This is a genomic window from Pseudomonas sp. FW305-20, assembly GCF_058788075.1.
Map to the genome: position 1 here is coordinate 119,336 of NZ_JBYTAJ010000015.1, position 21,425 is coordinate 140,760.

The 21,425-nt window shown below is 59.9% G+C and carries 23 protein-coding genes and 1 pseudogene; 13 read left to right on the forward strand and 11 right to left on the reverse strand.

The genetic code is table 11. The features are described from left to right. The first annotated feature begins 59 nt into the window (after positions 1 to 59). From AC3WP4_RS15360 to AC3WP4_RS15395, 8 genes are read left to right on the forward strand one after another with little or no spacing between them, the layout of a single operon-like run. Positions 60 to 815, forward strand: a complete 756-nt coding sequence (locus tag AC3WP4_RS15360; RefSeq protein WP_074874599.1) for a heme ABC transporter permease — start codon at positions 60 to 62, stop codon at positions 813 to 815. After that, positions 812 to 988 carry a heme exporter protein CcmD gene (gene ccmD, locus AC3WP4_RS15365; RefSeq protein WP_007894243.1) on the forward strand — a complete coding sequence of 59 codons (177 nt, stop codon included), beginning with the start codon at positions 812 to 814 and terminating at the stop codon, positions 986 to 988. Before AC3WP4_RS15360 ends, ccmD begins: the two co-directional genes overlap by 4 nt. Next, a complete protein-coding gene (ccmE, locus tag AC3WP4_RS15370) occupies positions 985 to 1,440 on the forward strand; it encodes a cytochrome c maturation protein CcmE (protein WP_074874600.1) in 456 nt (151 codons plus the stop codon). The genes ccmD and ccmE overlap by 4 nt, the downstream gene beginning before the upstream one ends. Positions 1,441 to 1,443: 3 nt before the next feature. After that, positions 1,444 to 3,432, forward strand: a complete 1,989-nt coding sequence (locus AC3WP4_RS15375) for a heme lyase CcmF/NrfE family subunit (protein WP_102615888.1) — start codon at positions 1,444 to 1,446, stop codon at positions 3,430 to 3,432. Beyond that, complete coding sequence (locus AC3WP4_RS15380) at positions 3,429 to 3,965, forward strand: DsbE family thiol:disulfide interchange protein (protein WP_074874602.1); 537 nt, start codon at positions 3,429 to 3,431, stop codon at positions 3,963 to 3,965. Before AC3WP4_RS15375 ends, AC3WP4_RS15380 begins: the two co-directional genes overlap by 4 nt. Then, positions 3,962 to 4,435: a cytochrome c-type biogenesis protein gene (locus AC3WP4_RS15385; protein WP_076030185.1), complete on the forward strand. Its 474-nt coding sequence runs from the start codon at positions 3,962 to 3,964 to the stop codon at positions 4,433 to 4,435. Before AC3WP4_RS15380 ends, AC3WP4_RS15385 begins: the two co-directional genes overlap by 4 nt. After that, complete coding sequence (gene ccmI / locus AC3WP4_RS15390; protein WP_102615887.1) at positions 4,428 to 5,630, forward strand: c-type cytochrome biogenesis protein CcmI; 1,203 nt, start codon at positions 4,428 to 4,430, stop codon at positions 5,628 to 5,630. The genes AC3WP4_RS15385 and ccmI overlap by 8 nt, the downstream gene beginning before the upstream one ends. Before the next feature lie 14 nt (positions 5,631 to 5,644). Further along, positions 5,645 to 6,049 carry a hypothetical protein gene (locus AC3WP4_RS15395; RefSeq protein ID WP_102615886.1) on the forward strand — a complete coding sequence of 135 codons (405 nt, stop codon included), beginning with the start codon at positions 5,645 to 5,647 and terminating at the stop codon, positions 6,047 to 6,049. A gap of 47 nt (positions 6,050 to 6,096) precedes the next feature. Here AC3WP4_RS15395 and AC3WP4_RS15400 read toward each other — a convergent pair. Beyond that, positions 6,097 to 6,357: pseudogene (locus AC3WP4_RS15400) on the reverse strand (LysR substrate-binding domain-containing protein); the annotation flags it as partial. Positions 6,358 to 6,508: 151 nt separating this feature from the next. Between AC3WP4_RS15400 and AC3WP4_RS15405 the strand changes: the two are divergent. After that, positions 6,509 to 6,721 carry a type II toxin-antitoxin system HicA family toxin gene (locus AC3WP4_RS15405; RefSeq protein WP_074874611.1) on the forward strand — a complete coding sequence of 71 codons (213 nt, stop codon included), beginning with the start codon at positions 6,509 to 6,511 and terminating at the stop codon, positions 6,719 to 6,721. Continuing rightward, complete coding sequence (locus AC3WP4_RS15410) at positions 6,721 to 7,125, forward strand: type II toxin-antitoxin system HicB family antitoxin (RefSeq protein ID WP_056742059.1); 405 nt, start codon at positions 6,721 to 6,723, stop codon at positions 7,123 to 7,125. The genes AC3WP4_RS15405 and AC3WP4_RS15410 overlap by 1 nt, the downstream gene beginning before the upstream one ends. 93 nt (positions 7,126 to 7,218) lie before the next feature. Here AC3WP4_RS15410 and AC3WP4_RS15415 read toward each other — a convergent pair whose 3' ends face one another. The 9 genes from AC3WP4_RS15415 to gcl form a co-directional block, all read right to left on the reverse strand. Then, positions 7,219 to 8,424, reverse strand: coding sequence for an MFS transporter (locus AC3WP4_RS15415; RefSeq protein ID WP_102615885.1), 1,206 nt, complete (start codon positions 8,422 to 8,424; stop codon positions 7,219 to 7,221). Positions 8,425 to 8,752: 328 nt separating this feature from the next. Then, positions 8,753 to 9,751 (reverse strand): sulfate ABC transporter substrate-binding protein, encoded by a 999-nt coding sequence (locus tag AC3WP4_RS15420; protein WP_102614676.1) that lies wholly within the window; start codon positions 9,749 to 9,751, stop codon positions 8,753 to 8,755. A 98-nt stretch (positions 9,752 to 9,849) separates the two neighbouring features. Continuing rightward, a complete protein-coding gene (locus AC3WP4_RS15425; protein WP_102614675.1) occupies positions 9,850 to 10,674 on the reverse strand; it encodes an ion transporter in 825 nt (274 codons plus the stop codon). 21 nt (positions 10,675 to 10,695) lie between these two features. Continuing rightward, positions 10,696 to 11,610, reverse strand: coding sequence for an urea transporter (locus tag AC3WP4_RS15430; RefSeq protein WP_102614674.1), 915 nt, complete (start codon positions 11,608 to 11,610; stop codon positions 10,696 to 10,698). Between the two features lie 147 nt (positions 11,611 to 11,757). Next, positions 11,758 to 13,173, reverse strand: a complete 1,416-nt coding sequence (pyk, locus tag AC3WP4_RS15435) for a pyruvate kinase (protein WP_074874623.1) — start codon at positions 13,171 to 13,173, stop codon at positions 11,758 to 11,760. Beyond that, entirely contained in the window at positions 13,163 to 14,443 is a 1,281-nt protein-coding gene (locus AC3WP4_RS15440; protein ID WP_074874625.1) for a glycerate kinase type-2 family protein, read from the reverse strand. The genes pyk and AC3WP4_RS15440 overlap by 11 nt, the downstream gene beginning before the upstream one ends. A 163-nt stretch (positions 14,444 to 14,606) precedes the next feature. Then, the gene (locus AC3WP4_RS15445; protein WP_102614673.1) at positions 14,607 to 15,497 is read right to left on the reverse strand and encodes a 2-hydroxy-3-oxopropionate reductase; all 891 of its coding nucleotides are present in this window, start codon (positions 15,495 to 15,497) and stop codon (positions 14,607 to 14,609) included. 171 nt (positions 15,498 to 15,668) lie between these two features. After that, positions 15,669 to 16,451, reverse strand: coding sequence for a hydroxypyruvate isomerase (gene hyi / locus AC3WP4_RS15450; protein ID WP_102614672.1), 783 nt, complete (start codon positions 16,449 to 16,451; stop codon positions 15,669 to 15,671). Positions 16,452 to 16,592: 141 nt separating this feature from the next. After that, entirely contained in the window at positions 16,593 to 18,368 is a 1,776-nt protein-coding gene (gcl, locus tag AC3WP4_RS15455) for a glyoxylate carboligase (RefSeq protein ID WP_074874631.1), read from the reverse strand. Between the two features lie 267 nt (positions 18,369 to 18,635). Here gcl and AC3WP4_RS15460 point away from each other — a divergent pair, with 267 nt between their 5' ends. Both AC3WP4_RS15460 and AC3WP4_RS15465 read left to right on the forward strand, forming a co-directional pair. Beyond that, positions 18,636 to 19,076, forward strand: a complete 441-nt coding sequence (locus tag AC3WP4_RS15460) for a GlcG/HbpS family heme-binding protein (protein ID WP_076030200.1) — start codon at positions 18,636 to 18,638, stop codon at positions 19,074 to 19,076. Between the two features lie 196 nt (positions 19,077 to 19,272). After that, positions 19,273 to 19,731, forward strand: a complete 459-nt coding sequence (locus tag AC3WP4_RS15465) for an REP-associated tyrosine transposase (protein WP_102614671.1) — start codon at positions 19,273 to 19,275, stop codon at positions 19,729 to 19,731. A 102-nt stretch (positions 19,732 to 19,833) separates the two neighbouring features. On the opposite strand, the gene AC3WP4_RS15470 is transcribed toward AC3WP4_RS15465, so the two are convergent. Continuing rightward, positions 19,834 to 20,439 (reverse strand): TetR/AcrR family transcriptional regulator, encoded by a 606-nt coding sequence (locus AC3WP4_RS15470; RefSeq protein WP_102614670.1) that lies wholly within the window; start codon positions 20,437 to 20,439, stop codon positions 19,834 to 19,836. 135 nt (positions 20,440 to 20,574) lie between these two features. Between AC3WP4_RS15470 and AC3WP4_RS15475 the strand changes: the two genes are divergently transcribed. Next, positions 20,575 to 21,425: DUF808 domain-containing protein (locus AC3WP4_RS15475; protein ID WP_102650632.1), on the forward strand; the 851-nt coding region annotated here is incomplete at its 3' end.

A 21,425-nucleotide genomic window follows, 5' to 3' on the forward strand; every position in this document is an offset into this window, starting at 1 on the left:
AGTAAAGACCCTTTTTGGCTGCTTCGTGATGGCGAGCAGCAACCGTGATGGAAACAGTAATGAACTGGACCTGGTTTCATAAGCTTGGCTCGCCCAAATGGTTTTACGGCATCAGCGGCAAACTGCTGCCGTGGCTGAGTGTCGCGGCGTTGCTGCTGATCAGCGTTGGTGTCGTGTGGGGCCTGGCTTTTGCGCCGCCGGATTACCAGCAAGGCAACAGCTTTCGCATCATTTATATCCACGTTCCGGCCGCCATCCTGGCCCAGTCCATCTACGTGATGCTGGCGATCTGTGGCATCGTCGGGCTGGTGTGGAAGATGAAACTGGCCGACGTCGCCCTGCAATGCGCCGCGCCCATCGGCGCCTGGATGACCGCCGTGGCGCTGGTTACCGGCGCGATCTGGGGCAAACCGACCTGGGGTTCGTGGTGGGTCTGGGATGCACGACTTACGTCCATGCTTATTCTGCTGTTTCTGTACTTCGGTCTTATTGCGCTGGGCAACGCGATCAGCAATCGTGACAGTGCCGCCAAGGCCTGCGCGGTATTGGCGATTGTCGGCGTGATCAACATCCCGATCATCAAGTACTCGGTGGAGTGGTGGAACACGCTGCACCAGGGCGCGACGTTCACCCTCACCGAAAAACCGGCAATGCCCGTCGAGATGTGGCTGCCACTGCTGCTGACGGCGCTGGGGTTCTACTGTTTCTTCGGCGCGGTGCTGCTGCTGCGCATGCGCCTTGAAGTGCTCAAGCGCGAAGCCCGGGCGAGCTGGGTGAAGGCCGAAGTGCAGAACAGTCTGGAGGTCGCTCGATGAGTTTCGCTTCATTCGGCGACTTTCTCGCCATGGGCCATCACGGCCTGTATGTCTGGTCCGCCTATGGCATCAGCCTGGCGGTGCTGGCCCTCAACGTGGCGGCGCCAATCCTGGCCCGCAAGCGGTATCTGCAACAAGAGGCGCGTCGTCTGCGCCGGGAGAACGGCAAGTGAATCCGCTGCGCAAAAAGCGTCTTATCATCATTCTCGCGATCCTGGTCGGTGTCGGCGCTGCCGTCGGTCTGGCCCTGAGCGCCCTGCAGCAAAACATCAATCTGTTTTACACCCCGACCCAGATCGCCAACGGCGAAGCCCCGCAAGACACGCGCATCCGCGCTGGCGGCATGGTCGAAAAAGGTTCGCTGCAACGTTCCGGCGATTCGCTGGACGTGAAATTTGTCGTCACTGACTTCAGTAAATCCGTGACCATCACTTATCGCGGCATCCTTCCGGACCTGTTCCGCGAAGGGCAGGGCATCGTTGCCCTGGGCAAGCTCAACGCCGACGGCGTGGTGGTGGCCGACGAAGTGCTGGCCAAGCACGATGAAAAGTACATGCCGCCGGAAGTGACCAAGGCTTTGAAAGACAGTGGTCAATCTGCTCCAACGCCCGCGAAGGAGGGTTGATCGATGATGTCCGGACTGTTTATCCCTGAACTCGGCCACCTGGCCATGATTCTGGCGCTGTGTTTCGCGCTGGTTCAGGCCGTGGTGCCGTTGTTCGGTGCCTGGCGTGGTGACCGCTTGTGGATGAGCCTGGCCCAGCCGGCCGCCTGGGGGCAATTCGCGTTTCTGTTGTTCGCCTTCGGCTGCCTGACCTACGCCTTCATGGCCGACGATTTCTCCGTCGCCTACGTTGCCAGCAACTCCAACAGCGCCTTGCCGTGGTACTACAAGTTCAGCGCTGTGTGGGGCGCGCACGAAGGATCGTTGCTGCTGTGGGCGTTGATCCTCGGCGGCTGGACCTTTGCGGTGTCGGTGTTCTCCCGGCAGTTGCCGCAAGTGATGCTGGCGCGCGTGCTGGCGGTGATGGGCATGATCAGCACCGGTTTCCTGCTGTTCCTGATCCTCACCTCGAACCCTTTCGCCCGCATCCTGCCGCAGATTCCCACGGACGGTCGCGATCTCAACCCACTGCTGCAAGACATCGGCCTGATCGTTCACCCGCCGATGCTGTACATGGGTTATGTCGGTTTCTCCGTGGCCTTCGCTTTCGCCATCGCTGCACTGCTGGGCGGTCGGCTTGATGCGGCATGGGCTCGCTGGTCCCGTCCGTGGACCATCGTCGCCTGGGCCTTCCTCGGTATCGGTATCACTCTCGGTTCATGGTGGGCGTACTACGAACTCGGCTGGGGCGGCTGGTGGTTCTGGGACCCGGTGGAAAACGCCTCCTTCATGCCATGGCTTGTGGGTACGGCGCTGATTCACTCGTTGGCGGTCACGGAAAAACGGGGCGTGTTCAAGAGCTGGACCGTGTTGCTGGCCATCGCCGCGTTCTCGTTGAGTTTGCTGGGGACCTTCCTCGTGCGTTCCGGCGTGCTGACCTCGGTTCACGCCTTTGCGTCCGACCCTGAGCGCGGTGTGTTCATCCTGATCTTCCTGCTGTTTGTGGTCGGTGGTTCGCTGACGTTGTTCGCCCTGCGCGCTCCCGTGGTGAAGAGCCACGTTGGCTTCAACCTCTGGTCCCGGGAAACCCTGCTGCTGGGTAACAACCTGGTGCTGGTGGTGGCAGCCTCGATGATTCTGCTGGGCACGTTGTATCCGCTGATCCTCGATGCAATGACGGGCGCCAAGCTGTCGGTCGGCCCGCCGTACTTCAACGCACTGTTCATTCCTTTGATGGCCTTGCTGATGGTGGTGATGGCGGTCGGCATGCTGGTGCGCTGGAAAGACACCCCGGTCAAATGGCTGATGAGCATGCTGACCCCGGTGTTGCTCGGCAGCGCCGCGCTGGCCGTGGTCGCCGGTATCGCTTATGGCGATTTCAATTGGGCAGTGATTGCGACGTTCATGCTCGCCGCCTGGGTGTTGCTGGCCGGTGTGCGTGACATCTTCGACAAGACTCGCCACAAAGGCCTGATCAAAGGCCTGCCGACCTTGACCCGCAGTTATTGGGGCATGCAGGTCGCTCACCTCGGCATCGCCGTGTGTGCCCTTGGCGTTGTGCTGTCGAGCCAGAACAGTGCCGAGCGCGACCTGCGTCTGGCGCCGGGTGAGTCCATGGACCTGGGCGGTTACCAGTTCGTATTCGAAGGCGCCAAGCATTTCGAAGGCCCGAACTTCACCTCCGACAAAGGCACCGTTCGGGTGATCCGCAACGGCAAGGAAATCAGCGTGCTACACCCGGAAAAACGCCTCTACACCGTGCAGAACTCGGTGATGACCGAAGCCGGGATCGACGCCGGTTTCACCCGCGACCTCTACGTTGCACTCGGCGAGCCGTTGGGCGATGGCGCCTGGGCTGTGCGCGTTCACGTCAAACCGTTCGTGCGCTGGATCTGGTTCGGTGGTTTGCTCACCGGTTTGGGCGGGTTGCTCGCGGCATTGGATCGCCGTTACCGGGTCAAGGTGAATAGCCGTGTGCGTGAAGCGCTGGGCATGACGGGAGCCACGGCATGAGACGTTGGTTGATGCTGTTGCCCCTGGCGATTTTCCTGCTGGTGGCTGTTTTCCTTTATCGCGGTCTGTTCCTGAACCCGGCCGAGTTGCCTTCGGCGATGATCAACAAACCGTTCCCGGAGTTTTCCCTGCCGGCGGTGCAGGGCGACAAAACCCTGACCCGGGACGATATTCTGGGTAAACCAGCGTTGGTTAACGTCTGGGGCACCTGGTGCATTTCCTGCCGGGTCGAGCATCCGGTGCTGAACAAACTGGCCGAGAAAGGCGTGGTGATCTACGGCATCAACTACAAGGACATCAACGCTGACGCCTTGAAGTGGCTGGCGGAATTCCACAATCCGTACCAGCTGGACATCCGTGACGATGAAGGCACTTTGGGTTTGAACCTCGGCGTTTACGGCGCTCCGGAAACTTTCTTCATCGACGCCAAGGGCATCATCCGCGACAAGTTCGTTGGCGTGATCGACGAACAGGTCTGGCGTGAAAAACTGGCGGCCAAGTATCAGGCGCTGGTTGATGAGGCCAAGCCATGAAGCGCTGGATAGCCGCCGCGGTATTGGGCTTGAGCATGGCCGGCGTGGCGCACGCGGCCATCGATACCTACGAGTTCGCCAAAGAAGGTGATCGCGAGCGTTTTCGCGAGCTGACCAAAGAGCTGCGTTGCCCCAAGTGCCAGAATCAGGACATTGCCGATTCCAACGCACCGATCGCCGCCGACCTGCGCAAAGAGATTTTTCGCATGCTCGGCGAGGGCAAGGACAACCAGCAGATCATCGACTTCATGGTTGACCGCTACGGTGATTTCGTCCGTTACAAGCCTGCTCTGAACGCCAAGACTGCTGTGCTCTGGTTCGGCCCTGCCGGCCTGCTGCTGGGCGGTTTTGTGATCATCGCCGTGATCGTCCGGCGTCGTCGCGTGCAACGCGTTGACACCAAGGATGAGCTCTCTGCCGAGGAGCGTGAGCGCCTCGACCACCTGTTGGATAAAACCAAGAATGATTGATTTCTGGCTCGCTGCAGGTCTGCTGCTTCTGGTTGCCCTGAGTTTTCTGCTGATTCCCGTTCTGCGTGGTCGTCGCGCCCAGCTTGAAGAGGACCGTACGGCGCTGAACGTCGCGCTGTATCAGGAGCGCGTGGCTGAGTTGCAGACTCAGCAGGAAGAGGGCGTTCTCGACGCCACGCAAATGGACTCCGGTCGCGCCGAAGCCGCCCGTGAATTGCTCGCCGACACTGAAGGCGTCGAGGCGCCTCGCGTGTCCCGCCTGGGCAAACCGTGGCCCTTGCTGGCGGCGATTCTGGTGCCGGTGCTGGGTCTTGGCCTCTATCTGCATTTTGGGGCGAGCGACAAGGTCGAACTGACCCGTGAATTCTCCCAGGCGCCGCAGTCGATGGAAGAGATGACCCGTCGCCTGGAACGTGCGGTCGCGGCTCAGCCGGATTCGGCTGAAGGCCTGTATTTCCTCGGTCGCACGTACATGGCGCAGGATCGCCCTGGCGATGCGGCGAAGATCTTCGAACGCACGGTGAGCCTGGCCGGTCGTCAGCCGGAGCTGTTGGGTCAATGGGCTCAGGCCCAGTACTTCGCCGACGGCAAGAAGTGGTCGGACAAGGTCCAGGCCCTGACCGACGAAGCGCTCAAAGCCGATCCGAAAGAAGTCACCAGCCTTGGCTTGCTCGGTATCGCTGCCTTTGAAAGCCAGCGTTATCAGGACGCCATCGACTATTGGAATCGCCTGTTGGTGCAACTGCCGCCGGAAGACGGTTCCCGCGCCGCGCTGCAAGGCGGCATCACTCGGGCCACAGAGAAACTTGAAGCCAGCGGCGGCAAGGTGGCCCAGGCGCCGGCTGCCAAGGTGGCGGCAGTGCTCAAGGTGCGAGTGGACCTGGCACCCGAGCTGAAAGCCAAGGTTCAGCCGGGCGACAGCGTCTTCATCTTCGCCCGCGCCACCGCAGGGCCTCCTGCGCCATTGGCCGCCAAGCGCTTGACCGTGGCCGACTTGCCGGCGACCGTCGAGCTGGGCGACGCCGATGCAATGATGCCGCAGTTGAAACTGTCGAACTTCCCTGAAGTCCAACTGGTTGCGCGCATCTCCCGCGCCGGCAAACCCACTGCCGGCGAATGGATCGGTCGCAGCCAGCCTCTGGCCAGCAGCACCACAGCGCAGCAAACACTGACCATCGACAGCCCGGACAAATGACAGGAATCGCCACTATGACCACCATCGCTCGTATCACCCTGCTCAGTATGGTTTTGGGGTTAAGCGCTTGCGTGGTCCAGCCGCAGCAGCCTGAACAGCTGCCACCGATCCCGCCGTCGCAGCCGCGCCCGACGCCGTCCCCGACACCGACTCCGAGCAAACCGAACATTCCGGCCAAGCCCGCCAAACCGCTGCCACGCACCTCCGCCAGCTTCGCGCCGCCACCGGGTGGCAACAGCCATTGGGACGCCAAGCTCGGCGTGTACGTTCTCGATGATCAGACCAACACCTTCTACCGCCAGCGCACGTATTACCGCTGGAATAACGGCTGGAGCCGGTCGATCAGCCCGAACGGGCCATGGGAAGAGACCGACATCCAGGGCGTGCCGGGCGGGTTGGGACGACAATTCGGGCAGTAAACAGAAACGGCGATCCTTGGATCGCCGTTTTGTTTTTTGTGCATTTTTCAGACCTCCTTTGTCAGCAACCCCTGCACATACTCCACAAACGCCCGAGCCTTTGCGCTGGCCATTCTGCCCGTGGGAAACACCGCCCAAAGGTCCTGATTCGGCAACGTCCAATCCTTCATTACCTCCCTGACCGCGCCGTTGGCCAGTTCCGGGGCAAACATCCATTCGGACGCCATGGTCAGCCCTTGATGGGCGAGCACGGCTGCGCGCAGACCTTCGGCGGCGTTGACGCTGACTCGGCCGTTGATGATCACTTCTAGCTGAGTGAAAGTGTTCATTCTTGGAAAGTATGCCGCCGTCCGCAATCACACCCTGTAAAACAACCAAGCGTCGCGTTGCGGATTTTTGTGCTTGAGTAAAGATAACTCTAGGGTTACTTTTGTTTGGGCCTGAGCAAGGAGGCTATTGGTGCAGAGCAGGCTATTGATCAAGGAGTTGGAGGAGGCCGGCTGGATACTGGATCGGATTACCGGCAGTCATCACCTCTTCAAACACCGATACAACCCGTACACGATACCCGTCCCTCATCCGAAAAAGGATTTGCCGATCGGGACGGTCAAAAGCATCAGGAGGCGAGCCGGGTTGTATTGCCCGGGAGCCAGTCATGCAGGAGATCCATAATGCAATATCCAATCTGTATCGAGTGGGGCGACGAGAACACCGCCATCGGTATTCAGATCCCCGATATTCCAGGCGCCGTAACGGCCGGGGATACGTTTGAAGACGCCTACAACGCGGCGGTCGAGATTGCCCACATCATGCTTCAGGAGATTGCGGCTGACGGGGAGTCGATTCCCATGCCTACCTCTGCTGCTGCCCACCGTGGGAATCCGGACTTCGCCGACATGGGCTGGGGCATGCTGGAGCTGGACATCGCGCCGTACATGGGCAAAACCGAGAAGGTCAATGTGACGCTGCCCGGCTATGTGATTCAGCGTATCGATCGTTATGTGCGCGAGCACAATGTCAAAAGCCGCTCTTCGTTTCTGGCAGATGCGGCGATGGAGAAGTTGGTTCGGCACTGAGTGGTGCCAGCCACTCAGCAATCGCAGTCAACCTCTGTCCCCTAGGCGCGAGCCGTGCGGGCGATCCGATTCGCCCGCGATGCTTCTAAAGCTTCACGCCGTCGCCAATGAACGCTTTTGCGAAACACTCAAAAACCGCAGCAATGCCAACAAAGGAAACGCGCTACCCACAATCACGATCCACAACCAGCCGCCGTGTTCATACACCGCACTGGCCACCGAGGAGCCAAATGCGCCACCGATGAATATGCTGGTCATGTACAGCGCATTCAGGCGGCTGCGGCTTTTGGCGTCGAGGGCGTAGACCGCGCGTTGACCGAGCACCATGTTCATCTGCACACAGAAATCAAGCACCACGCCGGTGACCGCGAGGCCAATGACGCTGTAGACCGGATGGATGAAGGCGGGCAGAAAACTCAGGCTGGCGAACAGCAGGGCCAGCAACGAGGCGATGCGGGTGTGGCCGGCATCCGCCAATCGACCGGCAATGGGGGCGGCGATGGCGCCGATGGCCCCGACCAGGGCGAAGATCGCGATCTGGGTTTGCGACAAGCCATGATTGCGAGCGAGTTCCAGCGGCACGGCGGTCCAGAACAGGCTGAAGCTGGCGAACATGCAGCCCTGGTAAAACGCCCGCTGGCGCAACACCGGTTGTTGCCGCAACAGGGTCCACAAAGACCCCAGCAACTGACCATAAGAAGCGCTGTGATCAGGCTGACGCTTGGGAATCGTCAGCGCCAACACCATGCTGATTGCCGCCATCAATACCGCTGCAATCACAAACATCGCACGCCAGCCAAAATGGTCAGCCACCACGCTCGACACCGGTCGCGCCAACAGAATCCCCAACAGCAAACCGCCCATGATCCCGCCGACCACACGGCCCCGAGACTCTTCCGGCGCCAAATGTGCAGCCAGTGGAATCAGGATCTGCACCGACACCGAACTGAACCCCACCAGCAGCGAGATCAGCAAAAACACGTTGGGCTGATCGGTGAACGCCGCGCCCAGCAGGCTGGCAATCGCCACCACGGTGGTGATGATCATCAATCGGCGGTTTTCCAGCAAATCACCCAGCGGCACCAGGAAGAACAGACCCAATGCGTAACCGATCTGAGTCAACGAAACGATCAGGCTGGCCATGGTGCTGGTCAAGCCGATGTCCGGCGCGATCAGGCCGATGATCGGTTGGGCGTAGTAGATGTTGGCAACGATGGCGCCGCAGCAGAAGGCAAACACCAGCACCATGCCTCGGGTCATTGTCGCGGTGCCCTGGGGCACTGGGTTCGCTGGGTTCATAACGGGTCTCGCTGAGCAAAAGAGAATGCGCGCAGGCTAAAGGGCTGACGCGTACGGCGGAAGAGGGTTTGGAGTGATAGCAATTATTCCGTTGCGGAATGAGCGACAGAGGATGTGCTGCAAGATCCTGACGTTTGTCGCCGAAGTAACTGCTTGGCGCAAATCCTGTGGGAGTGAGCCTGCTCGCGATAGCGGCGTGTCAGGCAACCCATTTATCGAATGGATAAATGTCATCGCGAGCAGGCTCACTCCCACAGGGGATCTTCAGCGAACACGAGCGACAAAAAAGGCGACCTTCCCAGGTCGCCTTTTTCATTGGCTTCAGCAATTACTGGCCGCTGTAGATCTGATCAAAGACCCCGCCATCATTGAAGTGAGTCTTCTGCACCGTTCGCCAGTCACCAAAGGTCTTCTCCACCGACAGGAAATCCACTTTCGGGAAACGATCGGTGTACTTGGCCAGCACCGCCGGATCACGCGGGCGCAGATAGTTCGCCGCAGCAATCTCCTGACCTTGCGGCGACCACAGGTACTTCAGATATTCCTCGGCAACCGCACGGGTGCCTTTCTTGTCGACGGTTTTGTCGACCACCGACACGGGCGGCTCGGCTTCGGCGGAGACGCTTGGGTAGATGACTTCGAACTGATCACGACCAAATTCACGGGCAATCATTTCCGCTTCGTTTTCGAAGGTCACCAGCACATCACCCAGCTGGTTGGTCATGAAGGTCGTCGTGGCGGCGCGGCCACCGGTGTCGAGCACTGGTGCTTGTTTGAACAGCTTGCCGACGAAGTCTTTTGCTTTGCTTTCGTCGCCACCGTTTTTCAGCACATAACCCCAGGCCGAGAGGTAGGTGTAGCGGCCGTTACCGGACGTTTTCGGGTTTGGCACGATCACCTGCACGCCGTCCTTGAGCAGGTCAGGCCAGTCTTTCAGGGCTTTCGGGTTGCCTTTGCGGACGATGAACACGGTGGCCGAGGTGAATGGCGCGCTGTTGTTCGGCAGGCGTGTGACCCAGTTATCCGGGACCAGTTTGCCGTTGTCCGCCAGGGCGTTGATGTCGGTGGCCATGTTCATGGTGATGACGTCAGCCGGCAGGCCATCGATCACTGAACGCGCCTGTTTGCTGGAGCCGCCGAAGGACATCTGCAGGGTGATGTTTTCGTTGTGCTCGGCTTGCCAGTGTTTCTGGAAGGCCGTGTTGTAGTCCTTGTAGAAGTCGCGCATTACGTCGTAGGAAACGTTAAGCAGGGTCGGTGCGGCCTGGGCCACGCTGGACAAAGCCAGGCCAGCAGCAAGAAGTGAGGCGCCAAAGAGTTTTTTCACTGCGCAGTCCTTGTTTTATAAATATTTAAAAGTGAGGCAATTTGCCAGCGACTATAACGGGGCTCGCATAGTCCTTTAAAGATTAAAAAGTGCTTTGCTTATTCCGTTTTCTTAAACAACGCATTCCCGCATCGCGAGCAGAACGCCGCCCCATGCTCGTGGTTGTTTTTCTTGCACACCGGACAATCATGTTGCAGTTGTTCGCCGCGCATGGCGTTGGCCAGTTCGGCGGTGAAAATTCCCGTCGGCACGGCGATGATCGAGTAACCGGTGATCATCACCAGCGACGAAATCACCTGGCCCAGCGGCGTTTTCGGCACGATGTCGCCGAAGCCCACGGTGGTCAGCGTGACGATAGCCCAATAGATGCCTTTGGGAATGCTGGTGAAACCGTGCTCCGGGCCTTCGATCACGTACATCAGCGTACCGAACACTGTCACGAGGGTGCAGACGCTGACGAGAAACACCACGATCTTCTGCTTGCTGCCGCGCAATGCGGACATCAGATAGTTGGCTTGCTTGAGGTACGGGCTCAGCTTGAGCACGCGGAAAATCCGCAGCATCCGAATGATCCGGATAATCAGCAGGTACTGCGCATCGGCGTAATACAGCGCAAGAATGCCGGGCACGATCGCCAGCAAATCCACCAGTCCATAGAAGCTGAACGCGTAGCGTAACGGCTTGGGCGAACAGTACAGTCGCAGGCCGTATTCGATGGCGAAGATGACCGTGAAGCCCCACTCGATGTACGCCAGCAGGTCGGCGTAGTTCTGGTGAACCGCGTCGATGCTGTCGAGCATCACGATCACAATGCTGGCGAGAATGATCAACAGCAGGATGCCGTCGAAGCGCCGCCCAGCCACTGTGTCGCTCTGGAAAATCATGACGTAAAGCTCTTCACGCCAGTTTCTGTTGCTGTCCATGGATACCGCCTGAACCGATGATCAGCGAAGCCTAGGTTGATTCTCCTCCAGAGTGCAAGGCGCACGGGTGACAGGGGGCTTGCCGAGCATTTGAACCACCGTGCGGATCAGCCAGCAGGAAAGGATGAACGGCGCGGTCAGCGTTGGCAGACCGATGGCGGCAAACACCGGCGTCAGCAACAGCGCTGATGCAATACCGATGAGCGGCAGCCAAGGCTTCTGGCGCTGCGAGCTGAAGGCGAGGGCGGCGAGTACGGCGTTATAGCCACCGAGGCCGATCAATGCGGTGTAGAAGTCGTGATTCAGCATGCTCCAGCCCATGCCGGCGACAGACGCCAACAACGCCCAGCAGAATGCGCGGCGATCAGCGATCAGCAAACCCGTGGCAATCATCGCACCGGCCAGTGGATGACCGAGGAACATCACCTGGCCGAGGCCTTTGAGTGGTGCGGCGAGTATGTTCAGCGTATTGATTTCGATCACGTGCGCGGTTGTCGAGGGCGTGGCGAAGCACAGCAACAACCAGCCCAATCCCACGAAAGGTGCCGTATAGGCAGGCAGGTATTGGCTGATCCGCACGCGCTTGAGCCATTGCTGAGTGACCATCGCGCTCAGGCCGCCGGCAGCGATGATCAGCGGCGGTAACACCGCGGACCAGGGAAAGTAGAGGCTCAGCAGCAAACCGAGCAATACACCGTTGTAGCTGAAGAGCCCGGCCTGTCGATCGGCCTTGGCATAGCCACGTCGTTGCGCGGTGAGCAACCCGGCGACACCGCCCAGCAATGCACCGCCGAGCAGGGTGGGCGCGGTGAACAGAATGGCCAACAGGCACAGCAGACCGCACAGCGGATGGCGCTGGAGGAAGATCTGACTGAAACCGTTGAGCAGGGCAGTCGCCCAATCGGGGCAGTGGGTGTTGAAGTGGTTGGCAGGCATGGCAGTTCTGAAAGACAGTGAAACCGAGTCGCCCGCATCGCCAGCAGGCTGGCTCCCACACTGAATCTCAGTTCAGTATTGATTCCGTGATCGGCACAAAACCAATGTGGGAGCCAGCCTGCTGGCGATGAGGCCGGTATGGGCGCTCTAGATCAACGTCTCGATACGCAAGGAGTTAGTCGACCCCGGCTGCCCAAACGGCACACCCGCGGTGATCAACAAGGTGTCGCCACGCTTGGCCATGCCCTGCGCCTGGGCAATCTCCAGCGCCGTCGAGCACACCTCATCCACCTGCCGCAGCCGATCATTGACCACCGAATGCACGCCCCAGGCCACCGTCAACCGGCGAGCGGTTTGCAGGTTTGGCGTCAGGTTGAGGATCGGCACCGTCGGCCGCTCCCGCGCCGCCCGCAAACTCGACGTGCCGGATTCGCTGTAATTCACCAGTACCGCCACTGGCAACACATTGCTGATGCGACGAATCGCGCAGCTGATCGCATCGGAAACCGTCGCCTCGGCCTTGGGCCGGCTGACGTCAAGTTGCGCCTGATAGTCCGGACCGTTTTCCACCTGGCGAATGATCTTGCTCATCATCTGCACGGCCTCCAGCGGGTACTCACCGGACGCGGTTTCCGCCGACAGCATCACCGCATCCGCACCTTCGGCCACGGCGTTGGCGACATCGGTCACCTCGGCACGGGTCGGGGCAGGGGAGAAGCGCATCGACTCGAGCATCTGCGTCGCCACCACCACCGGTTTGCCGAGCTGACGGCAGATGCTGATGATGTTTTTCTGAATCTGCGGCACGCTTTCGGCCGGCACTTCCACGCCCAGGTCACCGCGAGCAACCATGATCGCATCGCTCAATTCGGCGATCTCGCGCAGTTGCGTCACGGCCGAAGGCTTCTCGATCTTGGCCATCAAAAACGCTTTGTCGCCGATCAGTTCGCGCGCCTCGCGGATGTCTTGCGGGCGCTGCACAAACGACAGCGCGACCCAGTCCACACCCAGCTCCAGGCCGAAGCTCAGATCGCGACGGTCCTTGGCGGTCAGCGGGCTCAGGTCCAGCACCGCTTGCGGCACGTTCACGCCTTTGCGATCCGACAGCTCGCCGCCATTCAGCACCGTGGTGTCGATGGCGTCGGAGTACTTGGTCACCACGCGAAGACGCAGCTTGCCGTCGTCCAGCAGCAGGTCCATGCCCGGTTCGAGCGCCGCGATGATTTCCGGGTGAGGCAAGTTGACCCGGCGTTCATCCCCCGGTGTCGGGTCCAGGTCCAGACGCAGCGCCTGACCGCGATGCAATTGCACCTTGCCCTCGGCGAATTTGCCAACCCGCAGTTTCGGACCTTGCAGGTCCATCAGAATGCCCAGCGGATAATTCAGCTGGCGCTCGACTTCACGAATCCACTGATAGCGCTGAGCGTGGTCGGCGTGATCGCCGTGGCTGAAGTTCAGGCGAAAGATGTTGACCCCGGCCTGCACCAGCTCACGGATGTCGTCGATCCCGTGAGTGGCAGGACCGAGGGTGGCGAGGATTTTAACCTTCTTGTCAGGCGTCATTTTTAGGGCTCTCGAGAATCAGGATGGCACGGAAGTCGTTGACGTTGGTGCGGGTCGGTTCAGTGACGATCAGCGCTTCCAGCGCCTCGAAATAGCCGTAGCCATTGTTGTTGTCCAACTCGTCGCTGGCGCTCAGGCCGAGGGCGGCGGCGCGGGCGTAGCTGTCCGGAGTCATGATTGCGCCGGCATTGTCTTCGGAGCCATCGATGCCATCGGTGTCGCCAGCCAGCGCGTAGACGCCGGGCAGGCCTTTGAGGCTGTCGGTCAGGCTGAGCAGGAATTCGGCGTTGCGTCCGCCACGGCCATTGCCGCGTACGGTGACCGTGGTTTCACCGCCCGAGAGGATCACGCAGGGCGCCGCCAATGGCTGACCGTGCAGCACAACCTGACGGGCGATGCCGGCGTGAACCTTGGCCACTTCGCGGGATTCGCCTTCCAGGTCGCCGAGTATCAGCGGGCTGAAACCGGCCTGCCGCGCTTTCACCGCAGCGGCTTCAAGCGACTGCTGCGGACGGGCGATCAGTTGGAAGTGACTGCGCGCCAGGCTCGGGTCGCCGGGTTTGACCGTCTCTGACTCCGGGCTCTGCAGCCAGTTGCGCACCGAGGCCGGGACTTCAATGGCGTAACGCTTGAGGATCGCCAGGGCTTCGCCGGAAGTGCTCGGATCGGCCACGGTGGGGCCGGAGGCGATGACCGTGGCGAGGTCGCCCGGTACATCGGAAATCGCATAGGTATAAACAGTGGCAGGCCAGCAGGCTTTGCCGAGGCGGCCGCCCTTGATCGCCGAGAGGTGCTTGCGCACGCAATTCATCTCGCCGATGGTGGCGCCGGATTTGAGCAGGGCTTTGTTGATCGACTGCTTGTCGGCCAGGGTGATGCCGGCCGCGGGCAACGCCAGCAGGGCAGAGCCGCCGCCCGAGAGCAGGAAGATCACACGGTCGTCTTCAGTCAGGTTGCTGACCAGTTCCAACACGCGTTTGGCCACCGCCAGACCGGCAGCATCAGGCACCGGATGAGCGGCTTCGACCACTTCGATTTTTTCACAGGGGGCGCCGTGACCGTAACGCGTCACTACTAAACCTGACACTTCACCCTGCCAGCAACGCTCCACCACTTGAGCCATGGCCGCGGCGGCTTTGCCAGCGCCGATGACGATCACCCGACCGCTGCGGTCTTTGGGCAAATGGGCTTCGAGGACTTGCTGCGGATGGGCCGCGTCGATGGCTGTGGCAAACAGCTCGCGCAGGAATTGTTGCGGATTGACCGACATGGCGGGCTCCCAATCTTTTTGTTCTTGGTTTACGCAGATGATCGTTCCCACGCTCTGCGTGGGAATGCCTCAATGGACGCTCCGCGTCCGCTTCGGCAGGGACGCGGAGCGTCCCGGGCTGCATTCCCACGCGGAGCGTGGGAACGATCAGCACAGGCGGGTGTTACTTATCGCGAATCGAGAAATTCGCCATGTGTTCCAGGCCCTTGATCAGCGCCGAGTGGTCCCAGTTGCTGCCACCGATCGCTGCACAAGTGCTGAACACTTGCTGGGTGTTGGCGGTGTTCGGCAGGTTGATGCCCAGCTCGCGTGCGCCGGCCAGGGCCAGGTTCAGGTCCTTCTGGTGCAGGCTGATGCGGAAGCCTGGGTCGAAAGTGCCTTTGATCATGCGCTCGCCGTGCACTTCGAGGATCTTCGAGGAGGCGAAGCCGCCCATCAGTGCTTCGCGCACCTTGGCCGGATCGGCACCGTTTTTTGATGCAAACAGCAGGGCTTCGGCCACGGCCTGGATGTTCAGCGCCACGATGATCTGGTTCGCTACTTTGGCGGTTTGACCATCGCCGTTGCCGCCGACCAGGGTGATGTTCTTGCCCATCGCCTGGAACAGCGGCAGAGCGCGTTCGAAGGCATCGGCATCGCCGCCGACCATGATGCTCAGGGTCGCGGCCTTGGCGCCGACTTCACCGCCGGATACTGGCGCGTCGAGGTACTGAGCGCCTTTTTCGTTGATTTTGGCAGCGAAGGCTTTGGTGGCGGTTGGTGAGATCGAGCTCATGTCGATCACGACCTTACCCTTGCCAACACCGGCCGCAACACCGTCGGCGCGGAATAGCACGTCATCGACCTGCGGGGTATCCGGCACCATGACGATGATGAATTCGGCTTCTTGCGCGACTTCTTTCGGGTTCGCCAGGGCGACGGCGCCACCGGCAATCAGGTCAGCTGGTGCAGCGTCGTGGTGCGCCGACAGGAACAGGCTGTGACCGGCTTTCTGCAGGTTCAATGCCATTGGGTGGCCCATGATGCCGGTGCCGATAAATCCGATTTTAGCCATGAGAAAGTCCTCTTGTTTTTATTGCTGCTTCAAGCAAATAGGGGAGCGTTGCGTTTTGTAGGAGTGAGCCTGCTCGCGATAGCGGTATGTAAGGCAACATCAATGTCGAATGTGCTGGCCTCATCGTCGGAACGCCGCCCGGAGCCGGCTCGCTCTTACAGGGGATCTGCGTCAGATTGCGTTGTGGGTTTTAAGCCAGCCCAGACCCGCTTCAGTGGTGGTCAGCGGCTTGTATTCGCAGCCAACCCAGCCCTGATACCCGATGCGGTCCAGGTGTTCGAACAGGAAGCGGTAGTTGATCTCACCGGTGCCCGGTTCGTTGCGCCCTGGGTTATCGGCCAACTGGATGTGGTTGATCTCGCCCAGGTGCGCAGCCATGGTGCGGGCCAGGTCGCCCTCCATGATTTGCATGTGGTAGATGTCGTATTGCAGAAACAGGTTGGCGCTGCCGACCTGTTCGCGAATCGACAGGGCTTGCGCCGTGTTGTTGAGGTAGAAACCCGGGATGTCGCGAGTGTTGATCGCTTCCATCACCAGTTTGATGCCCGCCGCTTGCAGCTTGTCGGCAGCGTACGCGAGGTTGGCGACGAAAGTTTTTTCCACGGTGGCATCGTCGACGCCTTGTGGACGGATACCGGCCAGGCAGTTGACCTGGGTGTTGCCCAACACTTTCGCGTAGGCAATCGCCAGATCGACACCGGCGCGGAACTCTTCAACCCGGTCCGGCAGGCACGCGATACCGCGTTCGCCCTTGGCCCAGTCACCGGCCGGCAGGTTGAACAGCACCTGGGTCAAGCCATTGGCATCGAGCTTGGCTTTGATCTCGGCGGAGCTGAAATCGTAAGGGAACAGGTATTCGACACCATTGAAGCCCGCCTTGGCGGCAGCTTCAAAACGGGCAAGAAAATCCTGCTCGGTGAACAGCATGGACAAGTTGGCTGCGAAACGCGGCATGGTGGTCTCCCGTAAAAATAGGTGCCTGTAGCAGCTGCCGAGGTACGAGGCTGCGTTGGGCTGCGAAGCGGCCCCCGAGCAGTCCTGCGGACACGCAACGCAGCCTCGTACCTCGGCAGCTGCTACAGGTATCAGGTCAACTTAATCAAGCAACGAAATCGCCGTTGGCGCATCGTTGCCGACCAGCGCCAGGTCTTCGAATTCGTTGACGGCGTTGATCTCGGTGCCCATGGAAATGTTGGTCACACGTTCCAGAATAATCTCAACGATCACCGGCACCTTGAACTCTTCGATCAGCTCCTGAGCCCTGCGCAGGGCAGGCTGGATCTGGCTCGGTTCGAATACACGCAGCGCCTTGCAGCCCAGGCCTTCGGCGACCGCGACGTGGTCGACACCGTAACCGTTGAGTTCCGGAGCGTTCAAGTTGTCGAAAGACAGCTGCACGCAGTAGTCCATGTCGAAACCGCGCTGAGCCTGACGAATCAGCCCCAGGTACGAGTTGTTCACCACCACGTGGATGTACGGCAGTTTGAACTGCGCGCCCACCGCCAGTTCTTCGATCATGAACTGGAAGTCATAGTCGCCCGACAGCGCCACAACTTTACGGGTCGGATCGGCCTTGACCACACCCAGCGCTGCCGGAATGGTCCAGCCCAACGGACCGGCCTGACCACAGTTGATCCAGTGACGCGGTTTGTAAACGTGCAGGAACTGCGCGCCGGCAATCTGCGACAGACCGATGGTGCTGACGTAGCACGTGTCTTTGCCGAACACCTGGTTCATCTCTTCGTAAACGCGTTGCGGCTTGACCGGCACGTTGTCGAAGTGAGTCTTGCGCTGCAGGCTGGACTTGCGCTGCTGGCAGTCTTGCAGCCAGCCACTGCGGTTTTTCAGTTTGCCGGCGGCTTGCCATTCGCGAGCGACTTCGATGAACACGGTCAGGGCGGCAGCGGCATCGGAAACGATGCCCAGGTCCGGGGTGAACACGCGGCCGATCTGGGTCGGTTCGATGTCAACGTGGATGAACTTGCGGCCTTCGGTGTAAACGTCGATCGAACCGGTGTGACGGTTGGCCCAACGGTTGCCGACACCCAGCACCAGGTCGGATTTGAGCATCGTCGCGTTGCCGTAGCGGTGCGAGGTTTGCAGGCCGACCATGCCGACCATCAACGGGTGATCGTCTGGAATGGTGCCCCAGCCCATCAGGGTCGGAACCACCGGAATACCGGTCAGCTCGGCAAATTCCACCAGCAATTCGCTGGCGTCGGCGTTGATGATGCCGCCGCCGGCCACCAGCAACGGACGCTCGGCCTGATCGAGCATGGCCAGGGCCTTCTCGATTTGCACGCGGTTCGCGGTTGGCTTGGCCAGCGGCAGTGGTTCATAGGCGTCGATGTCGAATTCGATTTCAGCCATCTGCACGTCGAACGGCAGATCGATCAGCACCGGGCCTGGACGGCCGGAGCGCATTTCGTAGAAGGCTTTCTGGAACGCGTAAGGCACCTGGCCCGGTTCCATGACGGTGGTTGCCCATTTGGTCACTGGCTTGACGATCGAGGTAATGTCGACGGCCTGGAAGTCTTCCTTGTGCATCCGAGCGCGGGGAGCCTGGCCGGTAATGCAAAGAATCGGGATCGAGTCGGCCGAGGCACTGTAGAGCCCGGTGACCATGTCGGTACCGGCAGGTCCCGAAGTGCCGATGCACACGCCGATGTTGCCGGCCTTGGTGCGGGTGTAGCCCTCGGCCATGTGCGAGGCGCCTTCAACGTGGCGAGCGAGGACGTGATCGATGCCACCGACCTTCTGCAAGGCGGAGTACAGCGGGTTGATCGCGGCGCCCGGGATGCCAAAAGCGGTATCAACCCCTTCACGGCGCATCACCAGAACGGCGGCTTCGATTGCTCTCATTTTGCTCATGGTTTTGGTGCCTCTTACGTTTTGTAATTGTATACAAGTGGCTTTGCGCAGAGTGTATTCACGGCGGACGGCGCAGGTCAATCCATTTTCTCAAGCGGCCGTTTCATTCGTCGGAAGCCCAATCTACTGTGGCTTTTCGTCGCGTGTGGCGTTTTACGAGAATTATTGTATACAAAAAAATAACTCATTGTGTTCTATTTGTTGCATCGGACTGTCGAACAAAACGCAGTCCAGCAGCTTTCCCTATAACAAAATGAGGACGGCACCATGAGCGCTTTAACCTTGAAAGTCGCAGTCAACCTGGCCAATCAGGCTATTTCCGCAGGGCGTGCAATCTCGGCGGCTCCATTGACCATCGCGGTACTGGATGCGGGTGGACACTTGGTCACCCTGCAGCGTGAAGACGGCGCCAGCCTGCTGCGCCCGCAGATCGCCATCGGCAAAGCCTGGGGCGCCATTGCCCTGGGTAAAGGCTCACGCCTGCTGGCACTGGACGCACAACAACGCCCGGCGTTTATCGCCGCTTTGAACAGTCTGGGGCAGGGCAGTGTGGTGCCGGCACCGGGTGGGGTGTTGATTCGGGATCAGGACGGGAACGTGCTGGGGGCTGTCGGTATCAGCGGTGATCTTTCTGATGTTGATGAGCAATGTGCGATCACTGCGATCGAGGCGGCGGGGTTGCGGGCGGATGCTGGGGTGACTGCTTGATTTGGTGTAACTGACTAATCGCTATCGTGAGCAGGAGGATCGGGGTTGGACGCAAAATGTCTGAACACACAAATCCCCTGTAGGAGTGAGCCTGCTCGCGATAGCTATCTTCCAGATACATCCAGCCAACAATTTGCCCTCCCACTTGAATCCACAGAGCTAGGCTTCTCATGACTTGATCATTGGAGGCAAAGGAATGCCGGACTCACCTGCTGCACACCGATTGAGAGTCGGGCGCTATGCCGAAGCCAGTCGAATTTATTTGTTAACCACCAATACACTTCACAGGGCCCCGGTTTTCAAGGATTTCACCTTGGGCAGGCTGGTGGTCGATCAATTTCGAAATGCACAGAAATTCGGCTTGGCGAACTCGCTGGCCTGGGTGGTCATGCCAGATCATTTTCATTGGCTGATTGAGCTGAGGAAGGGATCTTTAAGTGAGCTGATGCAGAAAACCAAGTCGATGAGTACCAAAGCCGTGAAGCTGTCTACCGGTCGAACCACCAGTCTCTGGCAGAGAGGATTTCATGATCGGGCACTGAGGCGGGAAGAGGATTTGGTGAAATTGGCTCGATATGTAGTAGCCAACCCATTGCGGGCTGGGCTGGTGGAAAAGCTTGGCGACTATCCGTTGTGGGATGCCGCTTGGGTTTGAGCTGAAATTGAGTTGCCTTCATCGCGAGCAGGCTCACTCCTACAGGGACTTGCATTTCAATGTGGGAGTGGGACTGCATCGCGATGCCGGCAATGTCATCTATCAGTCCGGCTCACACCCCTTGAGCACCAACCGGATAATCGTCTGCGCCGCCGCCTCGTAATCCGCCTCATCCAGCTTCGCTTTACCGGTCACTGCGGAAATCTGCCAATCAAAATCGGCATAGGTCTGGGTAGCGGCCCAGATGCTGAACATCAGGTGGTTGGGGTCGATCGGGGCAATCTGGCCGCGGTCGATCCAGGTCTGGATGCAGTCGATGTTGTGCTTGGCCTGGCCGTTGAGCCGTTCAACCAGATCAGCGCTCAGGTGCGGGGCACCGTGCATGATTTCGCTGGCGAACACCTTGGAGGCGAAGGGCAGGTCGCGGGAGATGCGGATTTTCGAACGGATGTAGCCGCTCAGCACTTCGCTGGGCACGCCGTCGGCGTTGAACGGTGTCGAGGCCTGCAGAATCGGTTCGATGATGCTTTGAAGGACCTCGCGGTAGAGGTTTTCCTTGGATTTGAAGTAGTAGTAGACGTTTGGCTTGGGCAATCCCGCCTTGGCTGCGATGTCACTGGTTTTGGTCGCAGCGAAGCCCTTGTCGGCAAATTCTTCGCTGGCGGCACGCAGGATCAGTTCTTTGTTGCGCTCGCGGATAGTGCTCATAAACCAGGTGGTTCCTTGCCTGTGCTGGCGGTTGCGCATGGTAGCACCGGCCTCGCGCGGCGCTCAAGAATGCCCCGCAGCACGTTCGGCCGCGCTATGCTGCGCAGCATTCACTATTCGAAGGAAACCTGATTCATGGCAGGAAGCAGTTTGCTGTTGTTGATCGACGACATTGCCGCGGTACTCGACGACGTGGCATTGATGACCAAAATGGCCGCCAAGAAGACTGCCGGCGTGCTCGGTGACGATCTGGCGCTCAATGCCCAGCAGGTTTCCGGCGTGCGTGCCGAGCGGGAAATCCCGGTCGTGTGGGCGGTGGCCAAGGGCTCGTTTCTGAACAAGCTGATCCTGGTGCCCTCGGCCTTGGCCATCAGTGCGTTCATTCCGTGGCTGGTCACGCCGCTGTTGATGGTCGGTGGCGCCTACCTGTGTTTCGAAGGTTTCGAAAAACTGGCGCACAAATTCCTGCACAGCAAGGCTGAAGATCAGGCCGAACATGCTGAGCTGGTCGAAGCCGTGGCTGATCCGGCGGTCGATCTGGTGGCGTTCGAGAAAGACAAGATCAAGGGGGCCATCCGTACGGACTTCATTCTGTCGGCGGAAATCATCGCGATCACTCTGGGTACCGTGGCGGATGCTTCGCTGACCCAGCAAGTCATCGTGCTGTCGGGCATCGCCATCGTCATGACCATCGGCGTGTATGGCCTGGTGGCGGGCATCGTCAAACTCGACGACCTCGGTTTGTGGCTGACTCAGAAGCCTGGCCAGATGGCCAAAAGCATCGGCGCCGGGATTCTGCGTGCGGCGCCGTACATGATGAAAAGCCTGTCGGTGATCGGCACGGCAGCGATGTTCCTGGTGGGTGGCGGGATTCTCACCCACGGCGTGCCGGTGGTTCATCACTGGATTGAGACCGTCAGCGCAGGGGCGGGCGGTGCAGGGTTTATCGTGCCGACGTTGCTGAACGCGGTGGCGGGGATTGTGGC

Coding starts and splice junctions, on each gene's coding strand:
- AC3WP4_RS15360 (WP_074874599.1), top strand. CDS start 60: ATGAACTGGACCTGGTTTCATAAGCTTGGCTCGCCCAAATGGTTTTAC.
- ccmD (WP_007894243.1), top strand. CDS start 812: ATGAGTTTCGCTTCATTCGGCGACTTTCTCGCCATGGGCCATCACGGC.
- AC3WP4_RS15375 (WP_102615888.1), top strand. CDS start 1,444: ATGATGTCCGGACTGTTTATCCCTGAACTCGGCCACCTGGCCATGATT.
- AC3WP4_RS15380 (WP_074874602.1), top strand. CDS start 3,429: ATGAGACGTTGGTTGATGCTGTTGCCCCTGGCGATTTTCCTGCTGGTG.
- AC3WP4_RS15385 (WP_076030185.1), top strand. CDS start 3,962: ATGAAGCGCTGGATAGCCGCCGCGGTATTGGGCTTGAGCATGGCCGGC.
- ccmI (WP_102615887.1), top strand. CDS start 4,428: ATGATTGATTTCTGGCTCGCTGCAGGTCTGCTGCTTCTGGTTGCCCTG.
- AC3WP4_RS15395 (WP_102615886.1), top strand. CDS start 5,645: ATGACCACCATCGCTCGTATCACCCTGCTCAGTATGGTTTTGGGGTTA.
- AC3WP4_RS15410 (WP_056742059.1), top strand. CDS start 6,721: ATGCAATATCCAATCTGTATCGAGTGGGGCGACGAGAACACCGCCATC.
- AC3WP4_RS15415 (WP_102615885.1), bottom strand. CDS start 8,424: ATGAACCCAGCGAACCCAGTGCCCCAGGGCACCGCGACAATGACCCGA.
- AC3WP4_RS15425 (WP_102614675.1), bottom strand. CDS start 10,674: ATGGACAGCAACAGAAACTGGCGTGAAGAGCTTTACGTCATGATTTTC.
- AC3WP4_RS15430 (WP_102614674.1), bottom strand. CDS start 11,610: ATGCCTGCCAACCACTTCAACACCCACTGCCCCGATTGGGCGACTGCC.
- pyk (WP_074874623.1), bottom strand. CDS start 13,173: ATGACGCCTGACAAGAAGGTTAAAATCCTCGCCACCCTCGGTCCTGCC.
- AC3WP4_RS15440 (WP_074874625.1), bottom strand. CDS start 14,443: ATGTCGGTCAATCCGCAACAATTCCTGCGCGAGCTGTTTGCCACAGCC.
- AC3WP4_RS15445 (WP_102614673.1), bottom strand. CDS start 15,497: ATGGCTAAAATCGGATTTATCGGCACCGGCATCATGGGCCACCCAATG.
- hyi (WP_102614672.1), bottom strand. CDS start 16,451: ATGCCGCGTTTCGCAGCCAACTTGTCCATGCTGTTCACCGAGCAGGAT.
- gcl (WP_074874631.1), bottom strand. CDS start 18,368: ATGAGCAAAATGAGAGCAATCGAAGCCGCCGTTCTGGTGATGCGCCGT.
- AC3WP4_RS15460 (WP_076030200.1), top strand. CDS start 18,636: ATGAGCGCTTTAACCTTGAAAGTCGCAGTCAACCTGGCCAATCAGGCT.
- AC3WP4_RS15465 (WP_102614671.1), top strand. CDS start 19,273: ATGCCGGACTCACCTGCTGCACACCGATTGAGAGTCGGGCGCTATGCC.
- AC3WP4_RS15470 (WP_102614670.1), bottom strand. CDS start 20,439: ATGAGCACTATCCGCGAGCGCAACAAAGAACTGATCCTGCGTGCCGCC.